Source organism: Nonlabens sp. SY33080 (assembly GCF_011784885.1).
Taxonomy (GTDB): Bacteria; Bacteroidota; Bacteroidia; order Flavobacteriales; family Flavobacteriaceae; genus Nonlabens; species Nonlabens tegetincola.
Genome location: NZ_CP050461.1, coordinates 1,198,551 through 1,220,084, shown reverse-complemented (window position 1 = coordinate 1,220,084; position 21,534 = coordinate 1,198,551). Strand labels below are relative to the sequence as shown.

The following is a 21,534-nucleotide window of genomic DNA, read 5'->3' as shown; positions in this document are numbered from 1 at the left end:
TTCTGTCTTTAAAGCACGCAAAAGTACGCTAAATTTCCGAGAGTATTAGGTGTTTATAGCATCTAATACTTTGGCAGCACTAGCACGATATCCCTTAGTTTTTGTTTGAGTAAGCAGTCTCTCAATTGTGGGAACTAATTCAGGATAAATCCATTCAAACTCCTTACCTAACTCATACAAGCTGTTTGTGGCCATTGCCATATTTGCTGTGCAATCAGTATGCGTTATCAAAGTATAGAAACAACCCGTTACAAAATGTTCACGTTGCTCTTTTGTTAGTTGTTTTTGAAATGGATGTGACCTTTTAGAATAATACTTTTTAGTTATTACTGAAGCTATTTTTGATAAAGACCTCATAGCCGACGAGTTGAGCTCTTGGTTATATAAGTTTGCGATCGCATCAATATGCTTCATAGTAGCATCTGGGAACAGTAAAAAAGACTGTTCTAGGCACCAGCATGCCTGATGACTTACTTTACTGTCAACTGTGCACAATGAGACAAGCTCTGGTATACAATTTTCTTTTACAACCAGTGTTCCTATACGCACACGCTCTTTTTTGTACGCCTTTAATGCGTTTAATTCAGTCTCGAGATCAATCTTTTTTATCATGATGTAAGAACAATAATTCTTCGATTTTTCTCATTCCAGTACTTGCTACATCTTCTATTAGCGTAAGACCATTTTTTGAGGAGAGCGCAGGATTAGGATCTACTAAAAAATGCTGGCAATTAATAGGAGTGTAATCTATCAAACCGGCAGCCGGATATACTTGTAATGAAGTTCCAACTACTAAAAACAAATCGGCTTTACTGGTGATGTCGATGGCCTTACTCATGGCAGGAACATCCTCGCCAAACCATACAATATGTGGCCTTAATTGATGACCAGCTGCACAACAATCACCTAGATGTAGATCATCCTCATGGTGTGCGATATCATCTGGATTTACCGTACTGCGTACTTTGCGTAATTCTCCATGTAAATGTAAAACGCTACTACTGCCAGCGCGTTCATGTAAATCATCTACATTTTGGGTGATTACAGTAACTTGAAAATTGCGTTCTAGCCCTGCGATAATATGATGAGCTTCATTAGGTTCAACCGTTTTTAATTGAGCTCTACGTTTGTTGTAAAAGTCGAGTACCAGCTCAGGATTGCGTTCCCAACCTTGTGGTGAAGCTACTTCCATAATATCATGTCCTTCCCACAAACCACCAGCATCTCTAAAGGTTGAAATACCACTTTCTGCACTTACTCCAGCTCCAGTTAAAACCACTAAATTTTTCACGTATTTCTTTTAGGATAAAGATATATAAAATAGTTGTTGTGGATTGTGGTGGTTACGCTTTCGCGAAAGCGACCATAGCATTATCTTTACCGACCCAAAAAAACAAAGGACATGAGAGTATCCTACAACTGGATTAAACAATTTATAAACATACCTCACAACATTGATAAACATACAGCCCTATTGACTTCACTGGGGCTTGAGGTTGAAGGCGTTGAGAAATTTGAAAGTGTAAAAGGTGGATTACAAGGCGTGGTTGTAGGTCATGTAGAAACTTGTGAAAAGCACCCAAATGCCGATAAATTAAAAATTACCACTGTCAACCTAGGTGAAAAGACGGTACAGATAGTTTGTGGAGCGCCCAATGTAGAAGCCGGTCAAAAGGTTCCTGTTGCCACAATAGGAACGGTACTTTACGATGATAAAGGTGAGGCGTGGAAGATAAAAAAAGGTAAAATACGTGGTGAGGAAAGTCACGGAATGATATGTGCCGAGGATGAATTAGGATTGGGAGAATCTCACGATGGGATCTTAGTACTAGATGATTCTTGTGAAGTAGGAACTCCATTAAGCGAGATTTATAAAATTGAGCAAGATCATGTGATTGAGATTGGACTTACTCCTAATCGTGCAGATGCCATGTCACACATGGGTGTAGCTCGAGATTTAAGAGCTGGTCTTGCAGTAGAAACTGGTGAACTTACCGAGTTTATTACACCATCGGTAAGTAGTTTTCATGTGGATGATCGCACATTACGTATCGATGTAGAAGTTGAAAACCCTGAAAAAGCACCAAGATATTGCGGAGTGACTTTAACGGGCTTACAGGTAAAAGAATCACCAGAGTGGTTGAAAAATAGATTAAAGGCCATAGGTCTAGCACCTAAAAATAACATTGTTGATATTACCAACTATGTGATGCATGAGTTAGGGCAGCCGTTACATGCCTTTGATGCCAATAAAATTACTGGTAACAAAATAATTGTCAAAACAGTCGAAAAGGACACGCCATTTATTACTCTTGATGGAGTGGAACACAAATTACATGAGGAAGACCTTATGATTTGTGATGATCAAAAACCCTTATGCATTGCAGGAGTTTACGGTGGAAAAAACAGCGGCGTAACAGAAAGTACAACTAGTATATTTTTGGAGAGTGCTTACTTTGATCCTGTAAGCGTACGTAAAACTGCCAAACGTCACGGGTTTAATACCGATGCTAGCTTTAGATTTGAGCGAGGTATAGATCCTAATATTACCGAATATGCTCTTAAAAGAGCGGTGACTCTTATTGAAGAATGTGCTGGTGGACACGTAAGTAGTGATATAGTAGATCATTACCCTGTAAAACTAGAAGATCATGAGGTGTACGTGACCTTTGAACAAATTAATAATTTAATAGGTCAAGAAATTCCTCGCGAGGAAATTACCACAATATTAAGTTCGTTAGAGATTAATGTGAATCACGCGACCGATGCTGGTATCGGACTCACAGTTCCTGCTTATCGAAATGATGTAACTCGTCCTGCCGATGTAATAGAAGAAATACTACGCGTTTATGGTTATGATCGCATTGAAGTAGGGACTAAACTTAATGCTACTATCGCTACCACTTCAAGAAAAGAAAATAACCGTATTCAAAATATTGCAGCGCAGCAATTAGTTGGATTAGGATTTTATGAAATGATGGCAAATTCTCTTACTGCTGAAAAATATCATCATTTAGGTGAACAAATTTCGGCTGATAACGAGGTACGCATGTTGAATCCATTAAGCAGTGATCTAGCGGTAATGCGTCAAAGTCTTATCTATGGAGGATTAGAGGCTATTGCATACAATATCAATAGAAGACAAGAAGACCTTAAATTATTTGAATTTGGAAAGTCCTATCACCAATATTCTAGTGGTCAATTTACAGAACAACAACATTTAACCCTATTTACTACGGGTAACGTACATTCAAATTCATGGATAGGTGGAGATCAACCAGCAGACTTTTTCTATTTGAAAGGTGCTGTTACGGCGGTTTTAAATCGATTGGGAATTACCACTTTAAATGAAAAAGCTACTAAACTGGAATTTCTGGGTGAAGGTATTTCACTTAATAGCGGAGCTAAAATTGCTGATCTAGGTGTGATAAGCAAGAAGTTCACCAGAGAGTTTGGCATTGATCAAACGGTGCATTACGCAAATATTTACTGGGACGAGGTTATTAAATTAGTTCAAACAGAAAATAAACCGATAACATCGATACCAAAATTCCCTGTCGTGCAACGTGACTTTGCCTTATTAATTAATGATGAAGTAAGCTTTAAAGAATTACAAACGGTTGCTTTAAACGCAGAACGTAAATTGCTTAAGGAGGTTAAATTATTTGATGTATATCAAGGTAAAAATCTTCCAGCTGGCAAAAAATCATATGCCCTTAGTTTCTCATTATTAGATGAGAATAAAACCTTAACTGATAAGCAAATCGACAAGGTAATGAATAAGATACAGCAATCACTTGAAAAACAAACTGGAGCAGTTCTTAGATAAGATTTGTTTTTTTAAGTAAAGTTTTTAACTCCTTTGCGACTATGGTTGTGAAGGAGTTTTGTTTTAAATTGAAACTTCAATTCTAATTTTAAGAATTAAAAGAGTATGCTTAGTAGAACAAACATTGAGGATCAATTGCGCAAGGTGAGAAATAAGGCAACCACTAGCGAAGATGTTTTAAAAGAAGTTTATGCTATTCTAGCTGAAGACAATAAACGGGAAGATGCTATTATAGCTAGGATGAAGAGTCCGCAAAAACCTACACCACGCAATCAATTTGATATTGATTTATTAGATGCTGATCGAATTTATCACGTTGACCAAATTAGAAAGATTTGTGTGGATTATAGATTACGTTTTTTAGATACAAAGTATTTTAAAAACGAGATTCCTCAAGAAGCTCTTAATGAAATCAAGCAATTAGAAAAAGATCATCAAATGACGATGAGCGGTTTTAAAATTGTCGCTCCTTCAAAACTTTTCAAGTTAGAAGATAAGGATGACCCTTTACTTTTTGCACCTATCGGTAATGGCTACTTTTACCTTATTCATAAATGGGGAAATGACTTAAATCCATTTAGAAAAGCATGGGCTTGGTGTGTAAAGAGTTTTGAAAACTTAATATTAACTACATTGGTAGTAAGTGGTTTACTGGCTTACATGATTCCAAACGGTCTTTTTAGTAATGATACTACATCTGTAGAATACCTTTTAATATTCTTTTTTACATTCAAATCAGTGGCTAGTATAGTCTTGTATTATTCCTTTGCTACTGGTAAGAATTTTAATGTTGCTATATGGAATAGTAAGTATTTTAATGCTTAGTTTCTCGATATAGATTTTGTTTTTGATTCAACTGCCCTGTTACCCAGGGCAGTTTTTTTATGCACTGTTTTACACAATGTTTTTCTATAGTTATGTATTGGTTGTAAACTTCATGTAAGCATTTAAAATCACTCGTTTCAGGTGGCAAGTTCTTACTACTTTTAAAACAATACAGTAGCAAGGTATCGATGCATGTAGTTTTAAAAATCAAACGAAGAAGGGCTATTTTGATATGAGATTACAAAATCTTTTACCGACCTTTGAATAATAATTGATCACTATGAATTACATCCTTGCCGACTTTAATCAGCATTTATCCTTATTACCATTTACGTATACTCGACCTACATCGTTACTTAGATGTGGTATACAAACCTTACAAGAAAAATGGGAAGCGTATTTAAAAAGCTCTGTTAGCTACTATACACAGGATTATTTACAAGAAAAATATCCTCTTGTCGAAAAGGATGATAACACGGTAATTGCAGGACACATTTTTGCCTCACAACCGTTAGTTGAAGCTATACAATCATTAAAACCTAATCAAAAACTGGTCGCAAATGATGAGATTATTGCTTACAGATCTTCAACTATTTCAATACCTACTATTGAATTAGAACAAGTGATTTATGCAGAAGAAGTTGATGGCTTGTATCACACTTGGGATATTTTTTCAAAAAATGGTGATCAATTAAAAGCCGACTTTAATAGAATAACTCAAAATAGGAGCTCACAACCTATTCCTGAAGGAGTTCAATCAATAGCTAGTGAAAACATTTTTATTGAAGAAGGCGCCAAATTACAATTCTGCATTCTTAATGCTACAGATGGTCCTATTTATATAGGTAAAAATGCTGAGGTTATGGAAGGTAGTATTATACGAGGTGGATTTGCATTATGTGATAATAGCTCGACAAAATTAGGAACTAAAGTATATGGTCCGACTACTGTAGGACCTCATAGTAAAATCGGTGGTGAAGTTGGTAATTCTGTATTACTAGGATATTCAAATAAAGGTCATGAAGGTTATCTGGGTAACTCTGTACTTGGAGAATGGTGTAATCTAGGTGCCGACACGAACACTAGTAATCTAAAAAACAATTACGCCGAGGTTAAATTATGGGATTATAAAACAGGTAGATTTGCTAAAACTGGTTTGCAATTTTGTGGTTTAATGATGGGAGATCACAGTAAATGTGGTATTAACACCATGTTTAATACTGGTACGGTGATAGGCGTGAGTGCTAATATTTATGGAGCAGGATACCCACGTAATTTTATTCCATCATTCACATGGGGTGGACCGCAAGGAACAATGACTTACAAACCTGCTAAAGCTTATGAGGTTGCCGATGTGGTCATGCAAAGGCGTAAATTGAGTTTTAACGATGTAGAACAACGTATTTTGAATTCTGTTTTTGAAAACACAAAAAAGTACCGTAAGGATTAATTGACTCTTATATATCGTTCAATACAAGGTTCAATACATAAATAAGATACTTCTAAAAACATGCCGTTAAAACTATAAGTAGCATCACAGTCTGATGTAGTTATGGTTTTGTTGCTATCATCAAAACTACCAGTAGTTGTTGCTTGTGTGAGTGATGCAAAGCAAAATCCTTGATTACAAAATAGAACATTGTTGTTGCTAAAGGTGAGAAATTTACCTGTAGTAGGTTGAAAGGATCCGCTGCCATCTCCTGGATCAGCGTATCTTGCCACAATTTCCCATTCACCAATTACATTTGTTTCTATCTGGATCTCATCATCTTCTTGGCAAGAAAATAGCAAAGGGATGATAAATAGTATAAGTAGTTTATTCATAACCGTTATTTTTAAAATAGATGTAAAACCTTTTAATTGGTTGCGTCCAGTTTAAAAATAACGGTATATTTTAATGAATGTGAGTAGTAACAAATTCTTTAAAAACTTGCTTGTGCAGCTCTAGATCCATGCTTGCAGATAAGGAAGCTCGCACGATATAGTCTTTATCCTCTTCTTTAGTTGTTCCTTGGGTTGAAGTTGCTGGCACTGTCCAATAACAACCTTTCAATTGTCCATAGCTTACACAAAACTTACTTTCATGCGGTATTTTATTAATCATAAGGTGAATCAACTTAAGATTCAAATTACGTTTATAATTTTCTCGTTCTTCAGGAGTGTTTCCTTGGGTAGGAAGATCTAAGGAAAATACTGAAGGTGTAAATCCTCGTTGTGCTAATTCTTCAGAAACAAAGTTGATTTTTGCTTCAGGAAGTGTGTCTTCTATAAAATTTACAAACTCTCTGGTATTGAGATAAGCGCCTTTAATACGATCATTCATTCCTGGTAATTGTTCTGCTAGTAATTCATATTGCAAGTCAGTAGCCTCGTTGTCGCATAAATTAAGATGCTCACTTACCTTAAGCATTAAAGATTTTGCATTAGGATTACCTATACAATAACCAGCCGTACATTTTCCACCGCTAGGAAATTTTGATCCACTGGCATATGAAATACTACGCACATTTTCTAAGAGCTCTCCAGCTTTCATGAACTGGATGTTGGGGCAAAAAGTTTGATCAAGAATAAAAACCGGATCTACAGCAACACTTCCTGTTGGTGTTTTTCTTTCTTGTAATAACACTTTTTTGAGCGCATCAAGTTCAGGAACTTCAACTCTAGGATTTGTTGGTATTTCTGCTATAATGTAGGGAATAGCATCTTGTTTAGCGATTTCAACAAGTACTTTTTCGGTACTATTTACCATGTCGTTTTCACCATCCACTGGTAAATCCATAATTTCAACATGGTCCAGCGTTGCTGCAACTCTTCTAGCTTGATCATTGGTACCACCGTAACAATTAGGTGGTACAACAAATTTTATGGGTTTCCCAGGATGGTTTTCATTTGCATGGTCAATTAATCCCATCATAATAGCATACTGAATAGAAAGTCCACTGGATCCTACAACAGGAGCTTCATTTATTCCTGCGACTTCCTGTATAGTTTTAAGAACTTTTTTCTTGACGTCAGTGTCAATTGATGGAATTGAAAGATTAGAATTATTCACTAACGATTTTAAAACTTTAAGTGAATCAGCAGGCGTCATAGCGATAGTTTCTCTACGGCGCACGTGTTGAATATCTGCTATATAATGTTTATTAGAGTCATTATTTATACTTATGATGCTACCTAATCTTCCATGAGTAGTTATAGTAAAATCAGCGGCAGATTCTAAAGTTGTAGACAAGTTGTTGCCACCCTGTTTTATATGAACCGTACTACCAGCGTAATTGTCTAATGCTGATAAGCTATCTATTTTAATAGTTTCAAAATTATATCCATAAACCTCTCTTATTTTTTCAAAGTCAATGAATGCCGGTAATTCCTTATTAAATACTAGTCTTGTGTTTTTGTTTTCTAGTAAGTTTTTACGTAATACGGCTAGTATAGGAGCCGTACGAGAGGAAAAGGAAATAACTTGATGAGCATCAACGTCATTAATCTTTGCTAGAGTCCATTCTAGCACACACGACAAAGGATGTCCCAGTCTTATATAATCATAGGCTGTAGGTAATTCCTCTAATGATTTTCTTGAAGCATCTCCTTTTTCAAACAGTTGTTCAAACTGCATTAAAAACTCGGTTTTTGCAAGAGCTTCGTTATATATGTCTAATCGGTGTGTAGTAGTTTTTACCCATCCTTCAGGCATGTTTACCAATACCTTTTGAATAAAGGAAAATATAGATTCTTTCTGCATTGTTTATCGTTTCTCGTGCAAATTTAGTTTTTAAAAAATCGTTCAAAAAGCCTTTAACAGGAAGTTTGGATAGCTATTTAATCAAGTTTGATGAAATGCAATTGAGGTTGTAATAAGTACGCTTTCGCGAAAGCGTGATACTCACCACGCCTTAAAACAATTTTTTTCTCATTAAAATAATACCCAATGTACAGGTGATAAAGATTAATAGTAATGTTAAACCAATTACGGTCTCACCATAAAGTAGTTTTCCTGTGGCAAATAGTAAACTATATACACCTGTTATTCCAAGAAGGAACCCTAAAGTTTTAGCAGGGAAATTATGGAATTTTGATTCTTTGCCATAGATGAGATTATTAAACCTATTTAAGGTTTCGCTGTCACTTTTTTCAGTCAAGAACGTAACCGTTAACCATGCAATAGATGTTATTAAAACATTGATGCAAATCATTTTCCAGCTAGCGAGTTCTCCAAATATTTGATATTGTAATGATGTGAGGTCACTGTTATTTAAGAAAAATACTAACGCCACTAGGAAGGAAATGGTCATTGCTGTTATCTCTGACCACGGATTTATCCTGTACCAAAACCACCTAAGAATAAATAGTAATCCAGATCCAGCACCTATTTGAATGATAAGATCAAATGCAAATTTTGCTTCCTCCAAAACAAAGGAAAGCAAGGCGGCTAATAACATCATTACTAGCATGGAAACTCTACCGACAATAACTTTTTCTTTTTCAGTAGCTTCTGGATATAAAAACCTAGCATAAAAATCATTGACAACATAGCTAGAACCCCAATTCAAATGAGTAGAAATAGTGCTCATAAATGCTGCGATTAACGAGGTAACAACTAGCCCAAGTAAACCAGCAGGCAAATAAGTAAGCATAGCTGGATAACTGAGGTCATCCTTTATGAATGAAGGATCTAGATTAGGAAATGCAAGTGATAACGATTCGAGGTTGGGATAAATAATTAGAGAAGCTAGTCCTATAATGATCCATGGCCACGGTCTCAATGCATAATGTGCTAGATTAAAAAATAGAACAGCCCATGTAGCGTTTTTTTCATCTTTTGCGGCAAGCATGCGCTGCGCTATATAGCCTCCACCACCAGGTTCTGCACCTGGATACCAAGTGCTCCACCATTGAACAGCGATAGGAATAAGAAAAATACCCATCACCATATCAGTGTTAGAAAAATCGGGTATCAAGTCTAGTTTATCTTGGACATTAGGATGAGCAATTAAGTTTTTCATACCATTTATTTCAGGTAGATCTAGAATATACCATGTAGCCCATATCGAACCTACCATTGCTATAATAAACTGTATGAAATCTGTTATTAATACACCTTTTAATCCTCCTAAAAGCGAATAGGCAACTGTAACTACACAAGCGTATACTAGAGTTGTGGTTGCATCAAAACCAAACATAACGTGACCAATTTTTATAGCAGCAAGGCATACAGTAGCCATTATAATGATATTAAAAACTACACCTAAGTATAATGCTCTAAAACCTCTAAGGAAAGCAGCGCTTTTGCCGCTGTACCTTAATTCATAAAATTCTAAATCGGTGGTAACACCACTGCGACGCCATAATCGCGCATAAAAGAATACAGTAAGCATACCAGTTAGTAAAAAAGCCCACCACACCCAATTACCCGAAACACCATCGGTACGAACTAATCCTGCTACTAAATTTGGAGTGTCGGCAGCAAAGGTGGTGGCGACCATAGAAAATCCTAGTAACCACCACGGCATATTTCTACTGGATAAAAAGAAGGAAGAACTGTCTTTTCCACTGCTTTTTGAGACCCAAATTCCTACTAAAAGGGAGATTAAAAAGAAGCTGATTATGAGCGTAAAGTCTATGAATTCCAGTTCCATGTAAAAAAGTTATTAACGATAACGTTTGAATTTTCTCTAAACGCTAAATATAGATTAATAGCGATCATTTTTTTAGGAAAAGTTAATAGATTAGCTTGGTTTTTATTAAAAACGTAATGAACAAAAGCTTTAAAAAAATAGGTTTAATGACCTCTGGAGGTGATTCTCCAGGAATGAATGCAGCAATAAGAGCGGTGGTTCGAACATGTGCCTACCATCAAGTAGAGTGTTTGGGTATATACCGTGGATATCAAGGACTTATTGAAGGTGATTTCAAGGAAATGACACCACGTAGTGTCAATAACATTATAAATAAAGGAGGAACGGTTCTTAAAAGTGCACGTTCACAAGAATTTCGCACTGTAGAAGGTCGTAAGAAAGCTTATGAACAAGTTAAAGCATCGGGAATGGAAGCTCTTGTGGTCATAGGTGGTGATGGTTCATTTACTGGTGGAATGGTTTTTAACGAGGAGTTTGATTTTCCAGTAATGGGAATACCTGGAACTATTGATAATGATATATACGGTACTCAATTTACTTTAGGATATGATACCGCATTGAACACAGTAGTTGATGCTATTGATAAAATTAGAGATACAGCGAGTTCGCATAACAGGTTGTTCTTTGTTGAGGTCATGGGTCGTGATGTGGGACATATTGCACTAAATGCTGGGATAGGAGCTGGAGCTGAAGAGATTCTTATTCCAGAAGAGGATATGGGTAAGGACAGACTTGTAGAAAGTTTAAAACGCAGTCGTAAAAACGGAAAATCATCGAGTATAGTTGTGGTAGCCGAAGGAGATACGACAGGAGAGAATGTTTTTGACCTAAAAGATTATGTACTTCAAAATATGCCAGAATATGAGGTAAGAGTATCAGTACTTGGACACATGCAACGTGGTGGAACTCCATCGTGTTTTGACCGTGTTTTAGCTAGCCGTATGGGTGTAAAAGCTGTGGAGAGTTTACTAGAAGGTAAGACTAATTACATGGTAGGAATTCAAAATAATAAAATGGCCTTATGTCCACTAGATAAAGCCGTTAAAGGTAAAACAGAAATTGACACAGAATTACTTAGAGTAAGTGATATAGTGACAATATAAAATGCTTTTCAAGATGTTTATTATCTATTGAAAAGTGCTAACAATTTAATATTTCAAAACAACATTTAATTACAATAAAATGAGTAAAAAATTAAGATTAGGAATAAACGGTTTTGGTAGAATAGGTCGAATCGTTTTTAGAGCAACTTTAAAAAGAGAAAATGTAGAAGTAGTTGCTATCAATGACCTTGTTCCAGTAGAACAATTAGCTTATTTATTAGAATATGACTCAGTACATGGTCGTTATGGCGGTACTATCGAAATAAAGGATGGAAATTTAATCGTAGATGGTGTAGAGGTAAGAGTAACGAGTGAAAGAGATCCAAAAAATCTTGCATGGAACGATGTTAACGTTGATGTAGTGGCAGATTGTACAGGTATTTTTACCGACCTAGATACAGCACAAGCTCATATCGATGCTGGTGCAAAAAAAGTGGTAATATCTGCACCATCAAAGACTGCACCTATGTTTGTAATGGGTGTAAATGACGATAAACTAACTGCGGATCATCATATCGTTTCCAATGCTTCATGTACAACAAACTGTTTGGCACCTATGGCAAAAATCCTTGATGATAATTTCGGTATTGAAGAGGCGCTTATGACTACCGTTCATGCAACAACTGCAACACAAGCCACTGTTGACGGACCTAGCAAAAAGAACTATAGATTGGGTCGTAGTGCTATGAATAACATTATTCCAACTTCTACAGGAGCAGCAGTTGCTGTTACTAAAGTAATCCCAGAACTTAAAGGTAAACTTACTGGTATGGCATTTAGAGTGCCTACTGTAGACGTTTCGGTTGTTGATTTAACAGTAAAACTAAGTAAGGAGACTAGCTTAGAGGAAATTAATTCCGCTTTCGCGAAAGCGGCACAAAACGAATACAAAGGGATAGTAGGTTATACCGATGAGGCTGTAGTTTCTCAGGATTTTGTAAGTGATGACCGCACTAGTATTTATGATTCTACTGCAGGAATCGAACTTAATTCAACATTTTTCAAGTTGGTGAGTTGGTACGACAACGAGTTTGGTTACTCAAACAAATTGGTAGACCTAGCTGAAAAGGTAAATTCATTATAATGATTAAAAGAAAACGGCTGCAAAACTATTTGATTGCGGCCGTTTTTTGTTTTACCCTTAAAACTAACCCTTATGATACTTATCACCGATAGTGGTTCTACAAAATGTGATTGGATAGCTCTTGATAATGATGGAAATCAATTATTCAAGTCTAGGACAAAAGGTATGAATCCGGCTATTCTAACTCTGGAACAACTAGAAGATCGCATAAATGAATCAAGTGAGCTCATTGCTTCGAAAGAAAAGGTTGAAAAAATTTTTTTCTACGGTGCTGGTTGTGGTACCGAAAAACCTAGATTGGCGCTTCAAAATTTATTGGAGAATTATTTTCAACAAGCAAATGAGGTCGTTGTTAAAGAAGATACTGCAGCTGCCGTATATGCCGCGGTAGGAGACAGGCCAGGTATTGTTTGTATTTTAGGAACTGGATCTAATTGCTGTTTTAGCGATGGTACTCATATTGAACAACGCGTGGTTTCATTAGGCTATACCTTAATGGATGATGCAAGTGGTAACTGGTATGGTAAGCAGTTGCTCAAAGATTACAATTACGGTAAAATGCCAGGAGTATTAATGGAACGATTTGCGGCAGAATATAATACAGATCCGGATTACATTAAGTACAATTTGTATAAACTACCAAATCCTAATGCCTATCTAGCAAAGCACGCTGAGTTTATTTTTAAAAATCTAGAAGAACGATACATCAAAAAATTGTTGCGTAAAGGATTACGAAAGTTCTCACGCAACATGATTTTACAATTTCAAGAAGAATTAAAACAGTATAAAGTTCATTTTGTAGGAAGTATTGCTCATTTTGCTGAAAAGAGAATCAAGCAAGTTGCAAATGAGTTTGATTATGAAGTGGGTAACATTGTGCGCAGGCCAATTGAAGGTTTAGTGGATTATCACATTGACAAAATCAAACAACAACAAAATGTATAAAAAAAACCGAGCTCGAAGCTCGGTTTTTTTATACTGTTAATTCTTATTAATTATAGTCGTAGATAAATGTTCCAGCGGTTATGACAATAACATTAGCAGGATTTCCATCTTCGGCTACTGTAAATTCAAATGTACCTTCAAATATGAGGTTAGAAGAACTAGTAATTACTAATTCACCACTCATTGGTACAGAGGTGTAATCAACTCCGTTAGTGTCGGTGTAACGACCGATATAAGTGCCTCCTAAACCTTCTATATCATAAGTGCCAGGAGTAATATTCAATGGAAATTGAATGTTGATTTGTTCATTTAAGCTATTACTGAAAGCAATACTTAGTTGATTATTGATTTCAGCTGATGCAAAAACGTCGGCTACAAACTGATTACCGTCTAATAGAGCTTCACATTCATCAAAAGAGGTTGTAATGTCGTATGTAATGTTTTGAAAAACACCATTTGTAATTATTACATCGGGATCTACTCCTGCAATATCCGACATGACACCTTCAAATGTACCGTTTGCAATTTGATTTGTAGTATCATAGGAAGTGATTGTTACAGTACCACTCATTGGAACATAGAGGCTGTTAGGACCAGAAGAATAGAGTATAAGCGCACCAGTGTTTGTGTTATTTGCGTCTACATTAAAGGAGCCAACAGCAGGATTAAATACCTGAATGGCTAGAGTAGGATTTCCCAAAGTACCTACGGTAAAACCATCTTCAGTTTCCTCAGCTTCGACTGTACTTGAATAGTCATTGAATTGACCATCAATTTCTGCGGTGAAAACGGCATTTAAGTTACCACCACCATTATTACCACCGTTAGGATTTAATCCTGGATCCAGTGGTTCTATATCTGTAGTACATGCTACAACAGAAAGAATTAAAATTAAAAAAGGTAAAGTTCTCTTTAACATATCGATTTTTTTAGTTGTTTTTAGTTGTTAATTATTAAGATCTTGACTTTCATAAGCACCAGCATCAGGATTGCTTCCTCGCGTAATGTTTAGAATATCAGTGTTACTAGCTGTAGTTGGATTGGCAATGCCATTAGCACCAGACGAATTGTCAATTCTCATCAAAAATCTGGCAGGGTTTTCAAATTCCGGATCGATGTTTAGAATGTTGTTCTCGTAAAGTAATGGGTTGTTAAAATCGTAATTAGGATTACCGTCTAAATCATTAAATACATCATTGATTCTTAACAAGCTATGGTTAAAATTAAAATTGAACAAACTATTTTCAGTATCAGCTAGGGCAATCTCAATATTCCTATCTCCATATACGATACAATTAGAAAACGTAGCTTCTATAAGATCTTCACTTAATTCAGAATTAGGAAAGCCGTTTGTTATTAATAATGTTGCATCTTGTCTAAAGCTATTACGCCAGTAATTTGAAATGGTACAATTATTAAAGTTGTAAGAACCACCTAGTCTTGCTATCACGGTACTTTGACCACTGTTATGAAAAATACTATTAGAGCAATCAACATCGGCAGTGGTGGCGATTAAAGCGCTGTTTGAACTGTTTAAAATCTGACTGTTGTTTATTTTTAAGGTAGCACCTGAAGAATTAGGATTAGAATTATCCATCAAAATCCCTACACTGGCATTTTTGATGGTAACATGATTGAATTCATGATTTAAGCTACCTTGTGTAAGCCAAATTGTTCCCCATTGACCAGGTAAGTCTGCAAATGATGGTTCAAGTCTATCACCTTCAATTATTATTTCGTTTTCTAGATCTTCTGTTGAGGAGAAATCTCCCAAAGCTTTTACGGTGGCTTCATTAGTGGCTATTATCCCACTATTAGCATGAAAATGAAGTCTTGCCCCAGGTTGAATAGTCATGGTCCTATTATTAGGGATTGCTGCATAACCATATATTACATAAGGTTTTTCATTTGTAAAATTGAGTTGACTGTCATCTAGAACAAAACCTTGAATTCTAATTTCCTCACCATCCTGTGTAGTTCCTAGTGGTAATGTTCCTATCACTCCATCGGCATCACGTTCAGGAAATAAGAAGATAGCATCTTGTATAAGAGTTACTAATTCTACTTTTTGTTGCAACGCGCCACTATCAAATTCAATTTGATCTTCATAAACAAATTGAGTGTCGTTTGTAAAATCAGTAATATCTACAGTTGTTTCAATAAAAACAAATAAGGAATCCTTTGCTAGTAATTCGACATTTTCAAACACTTGACCAGGTATTCCATCAACGTTTAATCGGTATTTTGAATTAGTGCCATCGGCTAGTGCTACTCTAGGAATAACTATGTTGTCTGAACTTCTATTGTAAACTTTGAGTGTTCTAGTGCTGCTTCCAATTGTAGAAAATACAGTATCTAGAAACACAGTATCTTGAGAAAATTCTAGATTTCCTGTACTAGGTTCAAACGAAAAATCATCCCTACACGAGGTTCCTGTGATCAATAAAATTAGAATTCCTAAGACGCCTAAAAAGTACTTCATACTATTTCACTTCAAATAAATCTCTAATTTCTTGAGAGATCTTAATAATTTTTCCATCAGGGTTTACAGCGCACCAATCTGTTTTTGAGCTTGCTAGTAATTGACTACTATCTGCATTGTAAATATTTACCAAACGTTCATATCTCACATTTGTTGCTCGTCCTACCTGTGTCTTAATAATAATTCGGTCACCGATAACCGCTTGACTTTTATAGTTAATGGTATGCTTTACTAAAAACCATAATACCTCTTTTTGTTGTTTTTGGTTGGACTTTGAAAACCAATGCTCCAGTGCGATATCATTAACCCATTGCACATAGATTACATTATTTACATGCCCATTTTGATCTATATGTTCGTCCGTTACAAAAAGCTCTTTCGAGTAGATAGGAAGTTCCTCTTTCACTATTGTAATTCAATTTCAAAAAGAGTGTTCCATCTTTTTCCTGTTACATAGAACTTACCAGTTTCATTACGGTAAGCGATTCCATTAAGTACGTTATTGTCTTTATCCCAATTAGGTATCTCATTGCGTAAATCCTTAACATTAATAAATGATTCTACAGCACCATTTTCTGGATTTACAACCATGATTAAATCATTTTGATACACATTGCAATAAATTTTACCATTTACAAATTCCAATTCATTGATCTTATCAATGCGTCGATCATTACTAGTAACTTCAATGTACCCTAACTCTTCATAAGTGTTTGGATCTATCCTCCAAATTTTGGCACTACCATCACTTTTCAGTAAATGTTTGCCATCGTTAGTAAGACCCCAGCCTTCTTTACTCTCGTTGTATCTAAATTCATCTAACTTGTTCAAGTTAAGATCATAAACATATCCTTTGTTACTGCGCCAGGTAAGTTGATAAATTTTATTGTTTAAAATGGTCATACCTTCTGCAAATTCATTGGCAGGTAATTCGATTTTTTTAATTACCTCACCGGTAGTTGGATTGGTGATTCTTAAATCACTCTCACGATATTGTCCGGTACTTTCATATAAACTGTCTCCATAAAATTCTAGACCTTGTGTATAAGCTTCAGTCAAATGTGGAAACCTATTAGTCACTACAGTTTTAATCATATTAGGCTGTTTGTTGGAATACTGAGTAACCTGTGTTGTGGCAGCCGTTATTTTCCCGTCTTTATAAATACGAGCTTTATAGGTAATGTTACCTAAAGGTTCGTTAGCCAGCTTTCGCGAAAGCGTACTACCCGAAACCTCTTTTAAAAGTTGAGCATTGCGGTACCATTTTATACTGTCCATACCTATACCAGCGTCATCGATAAGGCTAATTTTTATTTCATCATTCTGTGTATATACCGATTTTGGGTTGGAAATTTCTAAACTGTAGTTTGAAGAGAATTTTTCCAGTTCAGTCTTACATCCTGATAATGAGAGTGCTATTGTCGCAATTATAGCGATCGATTTTAATTTCATAGTACAACTTAAAATTCAGTCGAAATATACTCATAAAAATACAGTTAATCCTTTGTGACAGTCATACAAGATTATATATTTGCACCGGGCAAGTCCTACACAACCAGCTCCTGCTGAACTCCTCCAGGGCGGGAACGCAGCAAAGGTAAGCGGTCGTAGCGGTGTGATGTAGGTAGCTTGCCTTTTTTTGTACACTTCATTGAAATTTAACTACCTGATATTAAGACTAATATGAATAAAGTGGTTCTTGTTACTGGCGCTTCATCTGGTATTGGTAAATCCATAGCTACACATCTTTCATCACTAGATTACAAGGTGTATGGTACAAGTAGAAATCCTAATAAGTATTCTAATTTACCTTTTGAATTAGTCGCACTTGATGTTCATGATTTAGAATCGGCACACAACTGTGTTGCGTCTATTTTACAAAAAGAAACTACCATTGACGTCTTAATTAATAATGCAGGTGTAGGTATTACTGGACCAATTGAGGAAACTCCGATTGATGAGGTAAAACATGCTATGGAAACTAATTTTTATGGTCCTCTTAGGGTGTTAAAAGCTGTTTTACCAATAATGCGTAAACAAAAAAGGGGACAAGTTATAAATATTACTAGTATCGCTGGATACATGGGATTACCTTATCGAGGGATTTACAGTGCTTCAAAAGGAGCGCTAGAAATAGCGACTGAAGCATATCGTATGGAGTGTGCTCACCTCAATATTCATTTTAGTAACCTAGCACCTGGAGATTTTGCTACAAATATCGCAGCAGGTAGGTACCACGCACCCGTTGTTGCCGGTAGTGATTATGAAAAAGGTTATTCCCACACCTTAAAGCTCATAGATGAACATGTGGATGATGGTAATGATCCAATGGAGGTTGCATATACAGTCGAAAAAATATTAAAAGCAAAAAATCCCGGAATTCACTATAAAGTAGGAAGCTTTTTACAAAAGTTCTCTATCGTTCTCAAAAAAATCCTACCTGAAAAAATGTATGAGAACATGCTTAAAAAACACTATGGTTTATAATGCATAATTTTAAAACAAGTTGGCTTTTTCCACCTGTTACAAGAATTTTAAGTGGATTATTTATCATAATTGGTTTGGTAGGGATTACTTCAAATGTTGTAGTTGGAATTTGTATCACACTTGTTGGTTTTGCTATATTACTTTCACGTAAAGGCGTTTTATTAGACAAGAATCAAAATCGATTAAAATCATACACTCAAGTATTATTTATCAAATTTGGAACATGGGAAACATTAAGCCCATACACGGATATATCGGTACTTTCCTTTACAGAAAAAACGACCTTGACAAGTAGATCAATGGTTACTAGCAGTTCCAAAAAACAAGTTTTTAGAATTTGCTTACTCACTGAAAATCATTATCAAAGATTATTACTATTACAACTTGAAGATGAGCAAGCAGCCCAATACGAGGCTGAAAAACTAGCAGATCTTTTTGGCTTTAAAAAACGAATATTTAGTCCAGGAAGAATCTAATTAGGATTGATTTTTATCAAATCCTTTTATGGTCTGTTTAATAAAGTCATCAGGATAATTCTCATCACCTTCAAATCCCAATTCTAAATAAGGATCATTGTAGGGTTGATGAGCCGTTTTAAATAAATAATCCCATATACTTAAGGATAGACCAAAATTAACACCATAAGGATGTTCTTTAGGAAGCTTTTTTGCATGATGCCATAAATGCATCTTGGGATTGTTAAAAACATATTTTAATGGTCCATAATCCCAGTTTAAGTTAGCATGATTTAAGTGACCTATTAAAATGGCAATCATGTGTACCACAAAAAACTCTTGTATTCCAAATCCAATCATTGCCAGTGGTATATATTGTAAGCTCTTATATATTATAGTTTCCATAAAATGGAATCTAAATTGAGCGGCAAACCCCATTTCCTTAACACTATGATGCACCTTATGAAAACGCCACAAAGCAGGCACTCTGTGAAGTAGCCTATGAATATTCCATTGGATAAAGTCTGCTATTATGAACATCGTTAGCAACTGTGCCCATACTGGCCAGGATTGTATTTCAATAGCTACTAGATTGGTAATGCCTATACCTCGCAATCCATCATTAAACAGCGTCACAAAAACATCACTGACTGCGTTATAGCCTATAAGTGAAAACAAAAAGAAATTAAATAGTAAGTAAAAAAGATCCAACCAAAAGTCCTTGCGAACTACCGACTGCTTTTTTCTCCATGGAATAATTATTTCCAAGACATAAACAACCATGGATAGTAATAACAATCCATAAAAATAGCTACCCCATTCAGGATGTGTAACCTCATGAATTATATAATTAAAATAGCCTTTAAAACTACTTATAAAAACGTCTACATATTTATACATAAATCGATTACAAAGATATTGTCCTTAGATTACAAACTACAACGTTGTATTATTTATAAATCTGATAACATCATAAAAAACAATTGTGAATGTATTTTAGTACTCAAATTTATTTCATGAAACATATCTATTTACTTTTCTTTTTGCTAATTGCATTGGTTATAACATCATGTAATTCAAAAGATAATGCGGATGTTGCCGTTCCAGAAAAGGTGTTTGATTGGTCAAGCGCACATGTTTATTTTTTACTTACAGATAGATTCAAAAACGGTGATACCACTAATGACACTATTATAAATAGAGACCTAGAGACAGGAAAACTTAGAGATTTTAGAGGTGGTGATTTTGCAGGGATTATACAAAAGCTAGATGAAGGTTACTTCTCTGATTTAGGAGTAAATGCAATATGGCTTACACCTATTTGGGAGCAAATTCATGGCAGCGTTGATGAAGGAACAGGAAATACTTATGCTTTTCATGGATATTGGGCAAAGGATTGGACAGCTATTGAACCTAGCTATGGAACTTACGAGGAATTTAAAACCATAGTTCAAAAAGCTCACGATCAGGATATAAGAGTTTTACTAGATGTGGTTATTAACCACACAGGTCCTGTAACCGAGTTAGATCCCGTTTGGCCATCAGATTGGGTGCGAACTACACCTACCTGTACCTATCAAGATCAAGCGACAGCTGTTGACTGTACACTAACTAACAATTTACCAGATATTTTAACGAATAGTAGTAAAGAAGTCGAGTTACCAGAAATCTTAATCCAGAAATGGAAAAAAGAAGGTAGATACGAACAAGAAATACAGGAAATCGATGCCTTCTTTGAGGAAACCGGTTTACCACGTACACCTTCTAATTATCTTATTAAATGGGTTACTGATTATGCACGTGAAACAGGGGTAGATGGATTTAGAGTAGATACTGTTAAACATGTTGAAGAAGATGTATGGCAAACCTTTATTGATCAATCCAAAAAAGCATTTGAAAAATGGAAGTCCAACCATCCTGATTTAATGATTCATGACGATGAGTTTTTCGTTTTAGGTGAGTTGTATGGTTGGGAAGTAGCAGGTGGTAGACCTTTTCCATTCAGTGACGAGAATCAAGTAGATTATTTCGATTATGGTTATGACGGCATGATCAATTTTGGTTTCAAAAGACATGCACAGGCTAGTTATGAAGAATTATTTAGTAAGTATGATAGCTTTCGCGAAAGCTTACTAAACGAAGATCCAAATGATAAAGCTTACTTCATGAACTACATAAGCAGTCATGATGATGGGCAACCATTTGATCCTAGAAGAGAAAAAAGGTATGAAGCAGCTACAAAGCTACTACTAGCTCCAGGAATGGCACAAACCTACTACGGTGATGAAACTGCAAGACAATTGATAGTTGACGGAGCTTTGGGTGATGCTAATCTACGTTCTATGATGAATTGGAATGCTATCGACAACAATTTGTTGTCGCATTATCAAAAGTTAGGAACATTTAGATCTAATCATCCTGCTGTAGGAGCCGGAAAACATTTTAAACTAGAACACGATGGACAAGGCGTGTTGTTCGCCCGTTTTTACAATAAAAATGGAGTCGTTGACGACGTACTAATAGGAACTGGTTTAACTAACGGTCCAACTACTATCGAAGTTAAAAAAGTATTCCCTAATGCAACTGAGATTAGAGATGCTTATTCCGATAAAATACTTTCTGTAGAAGATGGAATGGTGTCCATACAAGTGGTTAACAACACAATCCTATTAGAGTCCTTTTAAGTAT

19 protein-coding genes and 1 other RNA gene are annotated in these 21,534 nt (G+C 35.6%); 10 read left to right on the top strand and 10 right to left on the bottom strand.

The features are described 5' to 3' along the window. Positions 1-45 precede the first annotated feature (45 nt). Both HCN53_RS05600 and HCN53_RS05595 read right to left on the bottom strand, forming a co-directional pair. A complete protein-coding gene (locus HCN53_RS05600; protein WP_240919404.1) occupies positions 46-612 on the bottom strand; it encodes an adenylosuccinate lyase in 567 nt (188 codons plus the stop codon). Then, a complete protein-coding gene (locus HCN53_RS05595) occupies positions 596-1,291 on the bottom strand; it encodes an SIR2 family NAD-dependent protein deacylase (protein ID WP_167342297.1) in 696 nt (231 codons plus the stop codon). Before HCN53_RS05595 ends, HCN53_RS05600 begins: the two co-directional genes overlap by 17 nt. A 111-nt stretch (positions 1,292-1,402) precedes the next feature. On the opposite strand from HCN53_RS05595, the gene pheT reads away from it, so the two are divergent. From pheT to HCN53_RS05580, 3 genes are all read left to right on the top strand, one after another. Further along, positions 1,403-3,829, top strand: coding sequence for a phenylalanine--tRNA ligase subunit beta (pheT, locus tag HCN53_RS05590; RefSeq protein ID WP_167342296.1), 2,427 nt, complete (start codon positions 1,403-1,405; stop codon positions 3,827-3,829). 105 nt (positions 3,830-3,934) lie between these two features. Then, positions 3,935-4,654 carry a hypothetical protein gene (locus HCN53_RS05585; protein ID WP_042277862.1) on the top strand — a complete coding sequence of 240 codons (720 nt, stop codon included), beginning with the start codon at positions 3,935-3,937 and terminating at the stop codon, positions 4,652-4,654. Positions 4,655-4,934: 280 nt separating this feature from the next. Then, a complete protein-coding gene (locus HCN53_RS05580; protein WP_167342295.1) occupies positions 4,935-6,104 on the top strand; it encodes a GlmU family protein in 1,170 nt (389 codons plus the stop codon). Here the strand turns inward: HCN53_RS05580 and HCN53_RS05575 are convergent. From HCN53_RS05575 to HCN53_RS05565, 3 genes are all read right to left on the bottom strand, one after another. Further along, on the bottom strand, positions 6,101-6,478 hold the full coding sequence (locus HCN53_RS05575; protein WP_167342294.1) for a hypothetical protein: 378 nt from the start codon (positions 6,476-6,478) through the stop codon (positions 6,101-6,103). The genes HCN53_RS05580 and HCN53_RS05575 overlap by 4 nt on opposite strands. A 70-nt stretch (positions 6,479-6,548) precedes the next feature. After that, positions 6,549-8,396, bottom strand: coding sequence for a cystathionine beta-synthase (locus HCN53_RS05570; protein WP_167342293.1), 1,848 nt, complete (start codon positions 8,394-8,396; stop codon positions 6,549-6,551). A 151-nt stretch (positions 8,397-8,547) separates the two neighbouring features. Next, positions 8,548-10,290, bottom strand: coding sequence for a sodium:solute symporter family protein (locus HCN53_RS05565; protein WP_167342292.1), 1,743 nt, complete (start codon positions 10,288-10,290; stop codon positions 8,548-8,550). 116 nt (positions 10,291-10,406) lie between these two features. On the opposite strand from HCN53_RS05565, the gene pfkA reads away from it, so the two are divergent. The 3 genes from pfkA to HCN53_RS05550 all read left to right on the top strand — a co-directional run bounded on the left by pfkA (position 10,407) and on the right by HCN53_RS05550 (position 13,422). Continuing rightward, positions 10,407-11,393 carry a 6-phosphofructokinase gene (gene pfkA, locus HCN53_RS05560; protein WP_167342291.1) on the top strand — a complete coding sequence of 329 codons (987 nt, stop codon included), beginning with the start codon at positions 10,407-10,409 and terminating at the stop codon, positions 11,391-11,393. Positions 11,394-11,472: 79 nt separating this feature from the next. Then, positions 11,473-12,477: a type I glyceraldehyde-3-phosphate dehydrogenase gene (gene gap, locus HCN53_RS05555; protein ID WP_105019380.1), complete on the top strand. Its 1,005-nt coding sequence runs from the start codon at positions 11,473-11,475 to the stop codon at positions 12,475-12,477. Between the two features lie 72 nt (positions 12,478-12,549). Next, on the top strand, positions 12,550-13,422 hold the full coding sequence (locus HCN53_RS05550) for a BadF/BadG/BcrA/BcrD ATPase family protein (RefSeq protein WP_105019379.1): 873 nt from the start codon (positions 12,550-12,552) through the stop codon (positions 13,420-13,422). Between the two features lie 46 nt (positions 13,423-13,468). Here the strand turns inward: HCN53_RS05550 and HCN53_RS05545 are convergent, their stop codons facing one another. Genes HCN53_RS05545 through HCN53_RS05530 form a run of 4 tightly spaced genes read right to left on the bottom strand, consistent with a single transcriptional unit; the run spans position 13,469 to position 17,356 of the window. Further along, positions 13,469-14,341 carry a DUF6252 family protein gene (locus HCN53_RS05545; protein ID WP_167342290.1) on the bottom strand — a complete coding sequence of 291 codons (873 nt, stop codon included), beginning with the start codon at positions 14,339-14,341 and terminating at the stop codon, positions 13,469-13,471. A gap of 27 nt (positions 14,342-14,368) precedes the next feature. Further along, a complete protein-coding gene (locus HCN53_RS05540) occupies positions 14,369-15,904 on the bottom strand; it encodes a hypothetical protein (protein WP_167342289.1) in 1,536 nt (511 codons plus the stop codon). Position 15,905: 1 nt separating this feature from the next. After that, positions 15,906-16,310, bottom strand: a complete 405-nt coding sequence (locus HCN53_RS05535) for an acyl-CoA thioesterase (RefSeq protein WP_240919403.1) — start codon at positions 16,308-16,310, stop codon at positions 15,906-15,908. Next, a complete protein-coding gene (locus tag HCN53_RS05530) occupies positions 16,310-17,356 on the bottom strand; it encodes a glutaminyl-peptide cyclotransferase (RefSeq protein ID WP_167342288.1) in 1,047 nt (348 codons plus the stop codon). The genes HCN53_RS05535 and HCN53_RS05530 overlap by 1 nt, the downstream gene beginning before the upstream one ends. An 86-nt stretch (positions 17,357-17,442) precedes the next feature. Between HCN53_RS05530 and ffs the strand changes: the two genes are divergently transcribed. From ffs to HCN53_RS05515, 3 genes are all read left to right on the top strand, one after another. After that, an RNA gene (ffs, locus tag HCN53_RS05525) (signal recognition particle sRNA small type) lies at positions 17,443-17,542 on the top strand. A 45-nt stretch (positions 17,543-17,587) separates the two neighbouring features. Then, the gene (locus tag HCN53_RS05520; protein ID WP_042277878.1) at positions 17,588-18,391 is read left to right on the top strand and encodes an SDR family oxidoreductase; all 804 of its coding nucleotides are present in this window, start codon (positions 17,588-17,590) and stop codon (positions 18,389-18,391) included. Beyond that, complete coding sequence (locus HCN53_RS05515) at positions 18,391-18,867, top strand: hypothetical protein (RefSeq protein WP_060524408.1); 477 nt, start codon at positions 18,391-18,393, stop codon at positions 18,865-18,867. The genes HCN53_RS05520 and HCN53_RS05515 overlap by 1 nt, the downstream gene beginning before the upstream one ends. On the opposite strand, the gene HCN53_RS05510 is transcribed toward HCN53_RS05515, so the two are convergent. Next, complete coding sequence (locus HCN53_RS05510) at positions 18,868-19,746, bottom strand: sterol desaturase family protein (protein WP_167342287.1); 879 nt, start codon at positions 19,744-19,746, stop codon at positions 18,868-18,870. 116 nt (positions 19,747-19,862) lie between these two features. On the opposite strand from HCN53_RS05510, the gene HCN53_RS05505 reads away from it, so the two are divergent. After that, on the top strand, positions 19,863-21,530 hold the full coding sequence (locus tag HCN53_RS05505; RefSeq protein WP_167342286.1) for an alpha-amylase family glycosyl hydrolase: 1,668 nt from the start codon (positions 19,863-19,865) through the stop codon (positions 21,528-21,530). Positions 21,531-21,534: the final 4 nt, after the last annotated feature.

Bases quoted from the DNA above. Each gene is read 5' to 3' on its own strand.
- HCN53_RS05510 (WP_167342287.1), bottom strand. From the start codon at position 19,746: ATGTATAAATATGTAGACGTTTTTATAAGTAGTTTTAAAGGCTATTTT.
- pheT (WP_167342296.1), top strand. From the start codon at position 1,403: ATGAGAGTATCCTACAACTGGATTAAACAATTTATAAACATACCTCAC.
- pfkA (WP_167342291.1), top strand. From the start codon at position 10,407: ATGAACAAAAGCTTTAAAAAAATAGGTTTAATGACCTCTGGAGGTGAT.
- HCN53_RS05545 (WP_167342290.1), bottom strand. From the start codon at position 14,341: ATGTTAAAGAGAACTTTACCTTTTTTAATTTTAATTCTTTCTGTTGTA.
- HCN53_RS05550 (WP_105019379.1), top strand. From the start codon at position 12,550: ATGATACTTATCACCGATAGTGGTTCTACAAAATGTGATTGGATAGCT.
- HCN53_RS05570 (WP_167342293.1), bottom strand. From the start codon at position 8,396: ATGCAGAAAGAATCTATATTTTCCTTTATTCAAAAGGTATTGGTAAAC.
- HCN53_RS05600 (WP_240919404.1), bottom strand. From the start codon at position 612: ATGATAAAAAAGATTGATCTCGAGACTGAATTAAACGCATTAAAGGCG.
- HCN53_RS05530 (WP_167342288.1), bottom strand. From the start codon at position 17,356: ATGAAATTAAAATCGATCGCTATAATTGCGACAATAGCACTCTCATTA.
- HCN53_RS05580 (WP_167342295.1), top strand. From the start codon at position 4,935: ATGAATTACATCCTTGCCGACTTTAATCAGCATTTATCCTTATTACCA.
- HCN53_RS05540 (WP_167342289.1), bottom strand. From the start codon at position 15,904: ATGAAGTACTTTTTAGGCGTCTTAGGAATTCTAATTTTATTGATCACA.
- HCN53_RS05575 (WP_167342294.1), bottom strand. From the start codon at position 6,478: ATGAATAAACTACTTATACTATTTATCATCCCTTTGCTATTTTCTTGC.
- HCN53_RS05585 (WP_042277862.1), top strand. From the start codon at position 3,935: ATGCTTAGTAGAACAAACATTGAGGATCAATTGCGCAAGGTGAGAAAT.
- HCN53_RS05515 (WP_060524408.1), top strand. From the start codon at position 18,391: ATGCATAATTTTAAAACAAGTTGGCTTTTTCCACCTGTTACAAGAATT.
- HCN53_RS05505 (WP_167342286.1), top strand. From the start codon at position 19,863: ATGAAACATATCTATTTACTTTTCTTTTTGCTAATTGCATTGGTTATA.
- HCN53_RS05565 (WP_167342292.1), bottom strand. From the start codon at position 10,290: ATGGAACTGGAATTCATAGACTTTACGCTCATAATCAGCTTCTTTTTA.
- HCN53_RS05520 (WP_042277878.1), top strand. From the start codon at position 17,588: ATGAATAAAGTGGTTCTTGTTACTGGCGCTTCATCTGGTATTGGTAAA.
- gap (WP_105019380.1), top strand. From the start codon at position 11,473: ATGAGTAAAAAATTAAGATTAGGAATAAACGGTTTTGGTAGAATAGGT.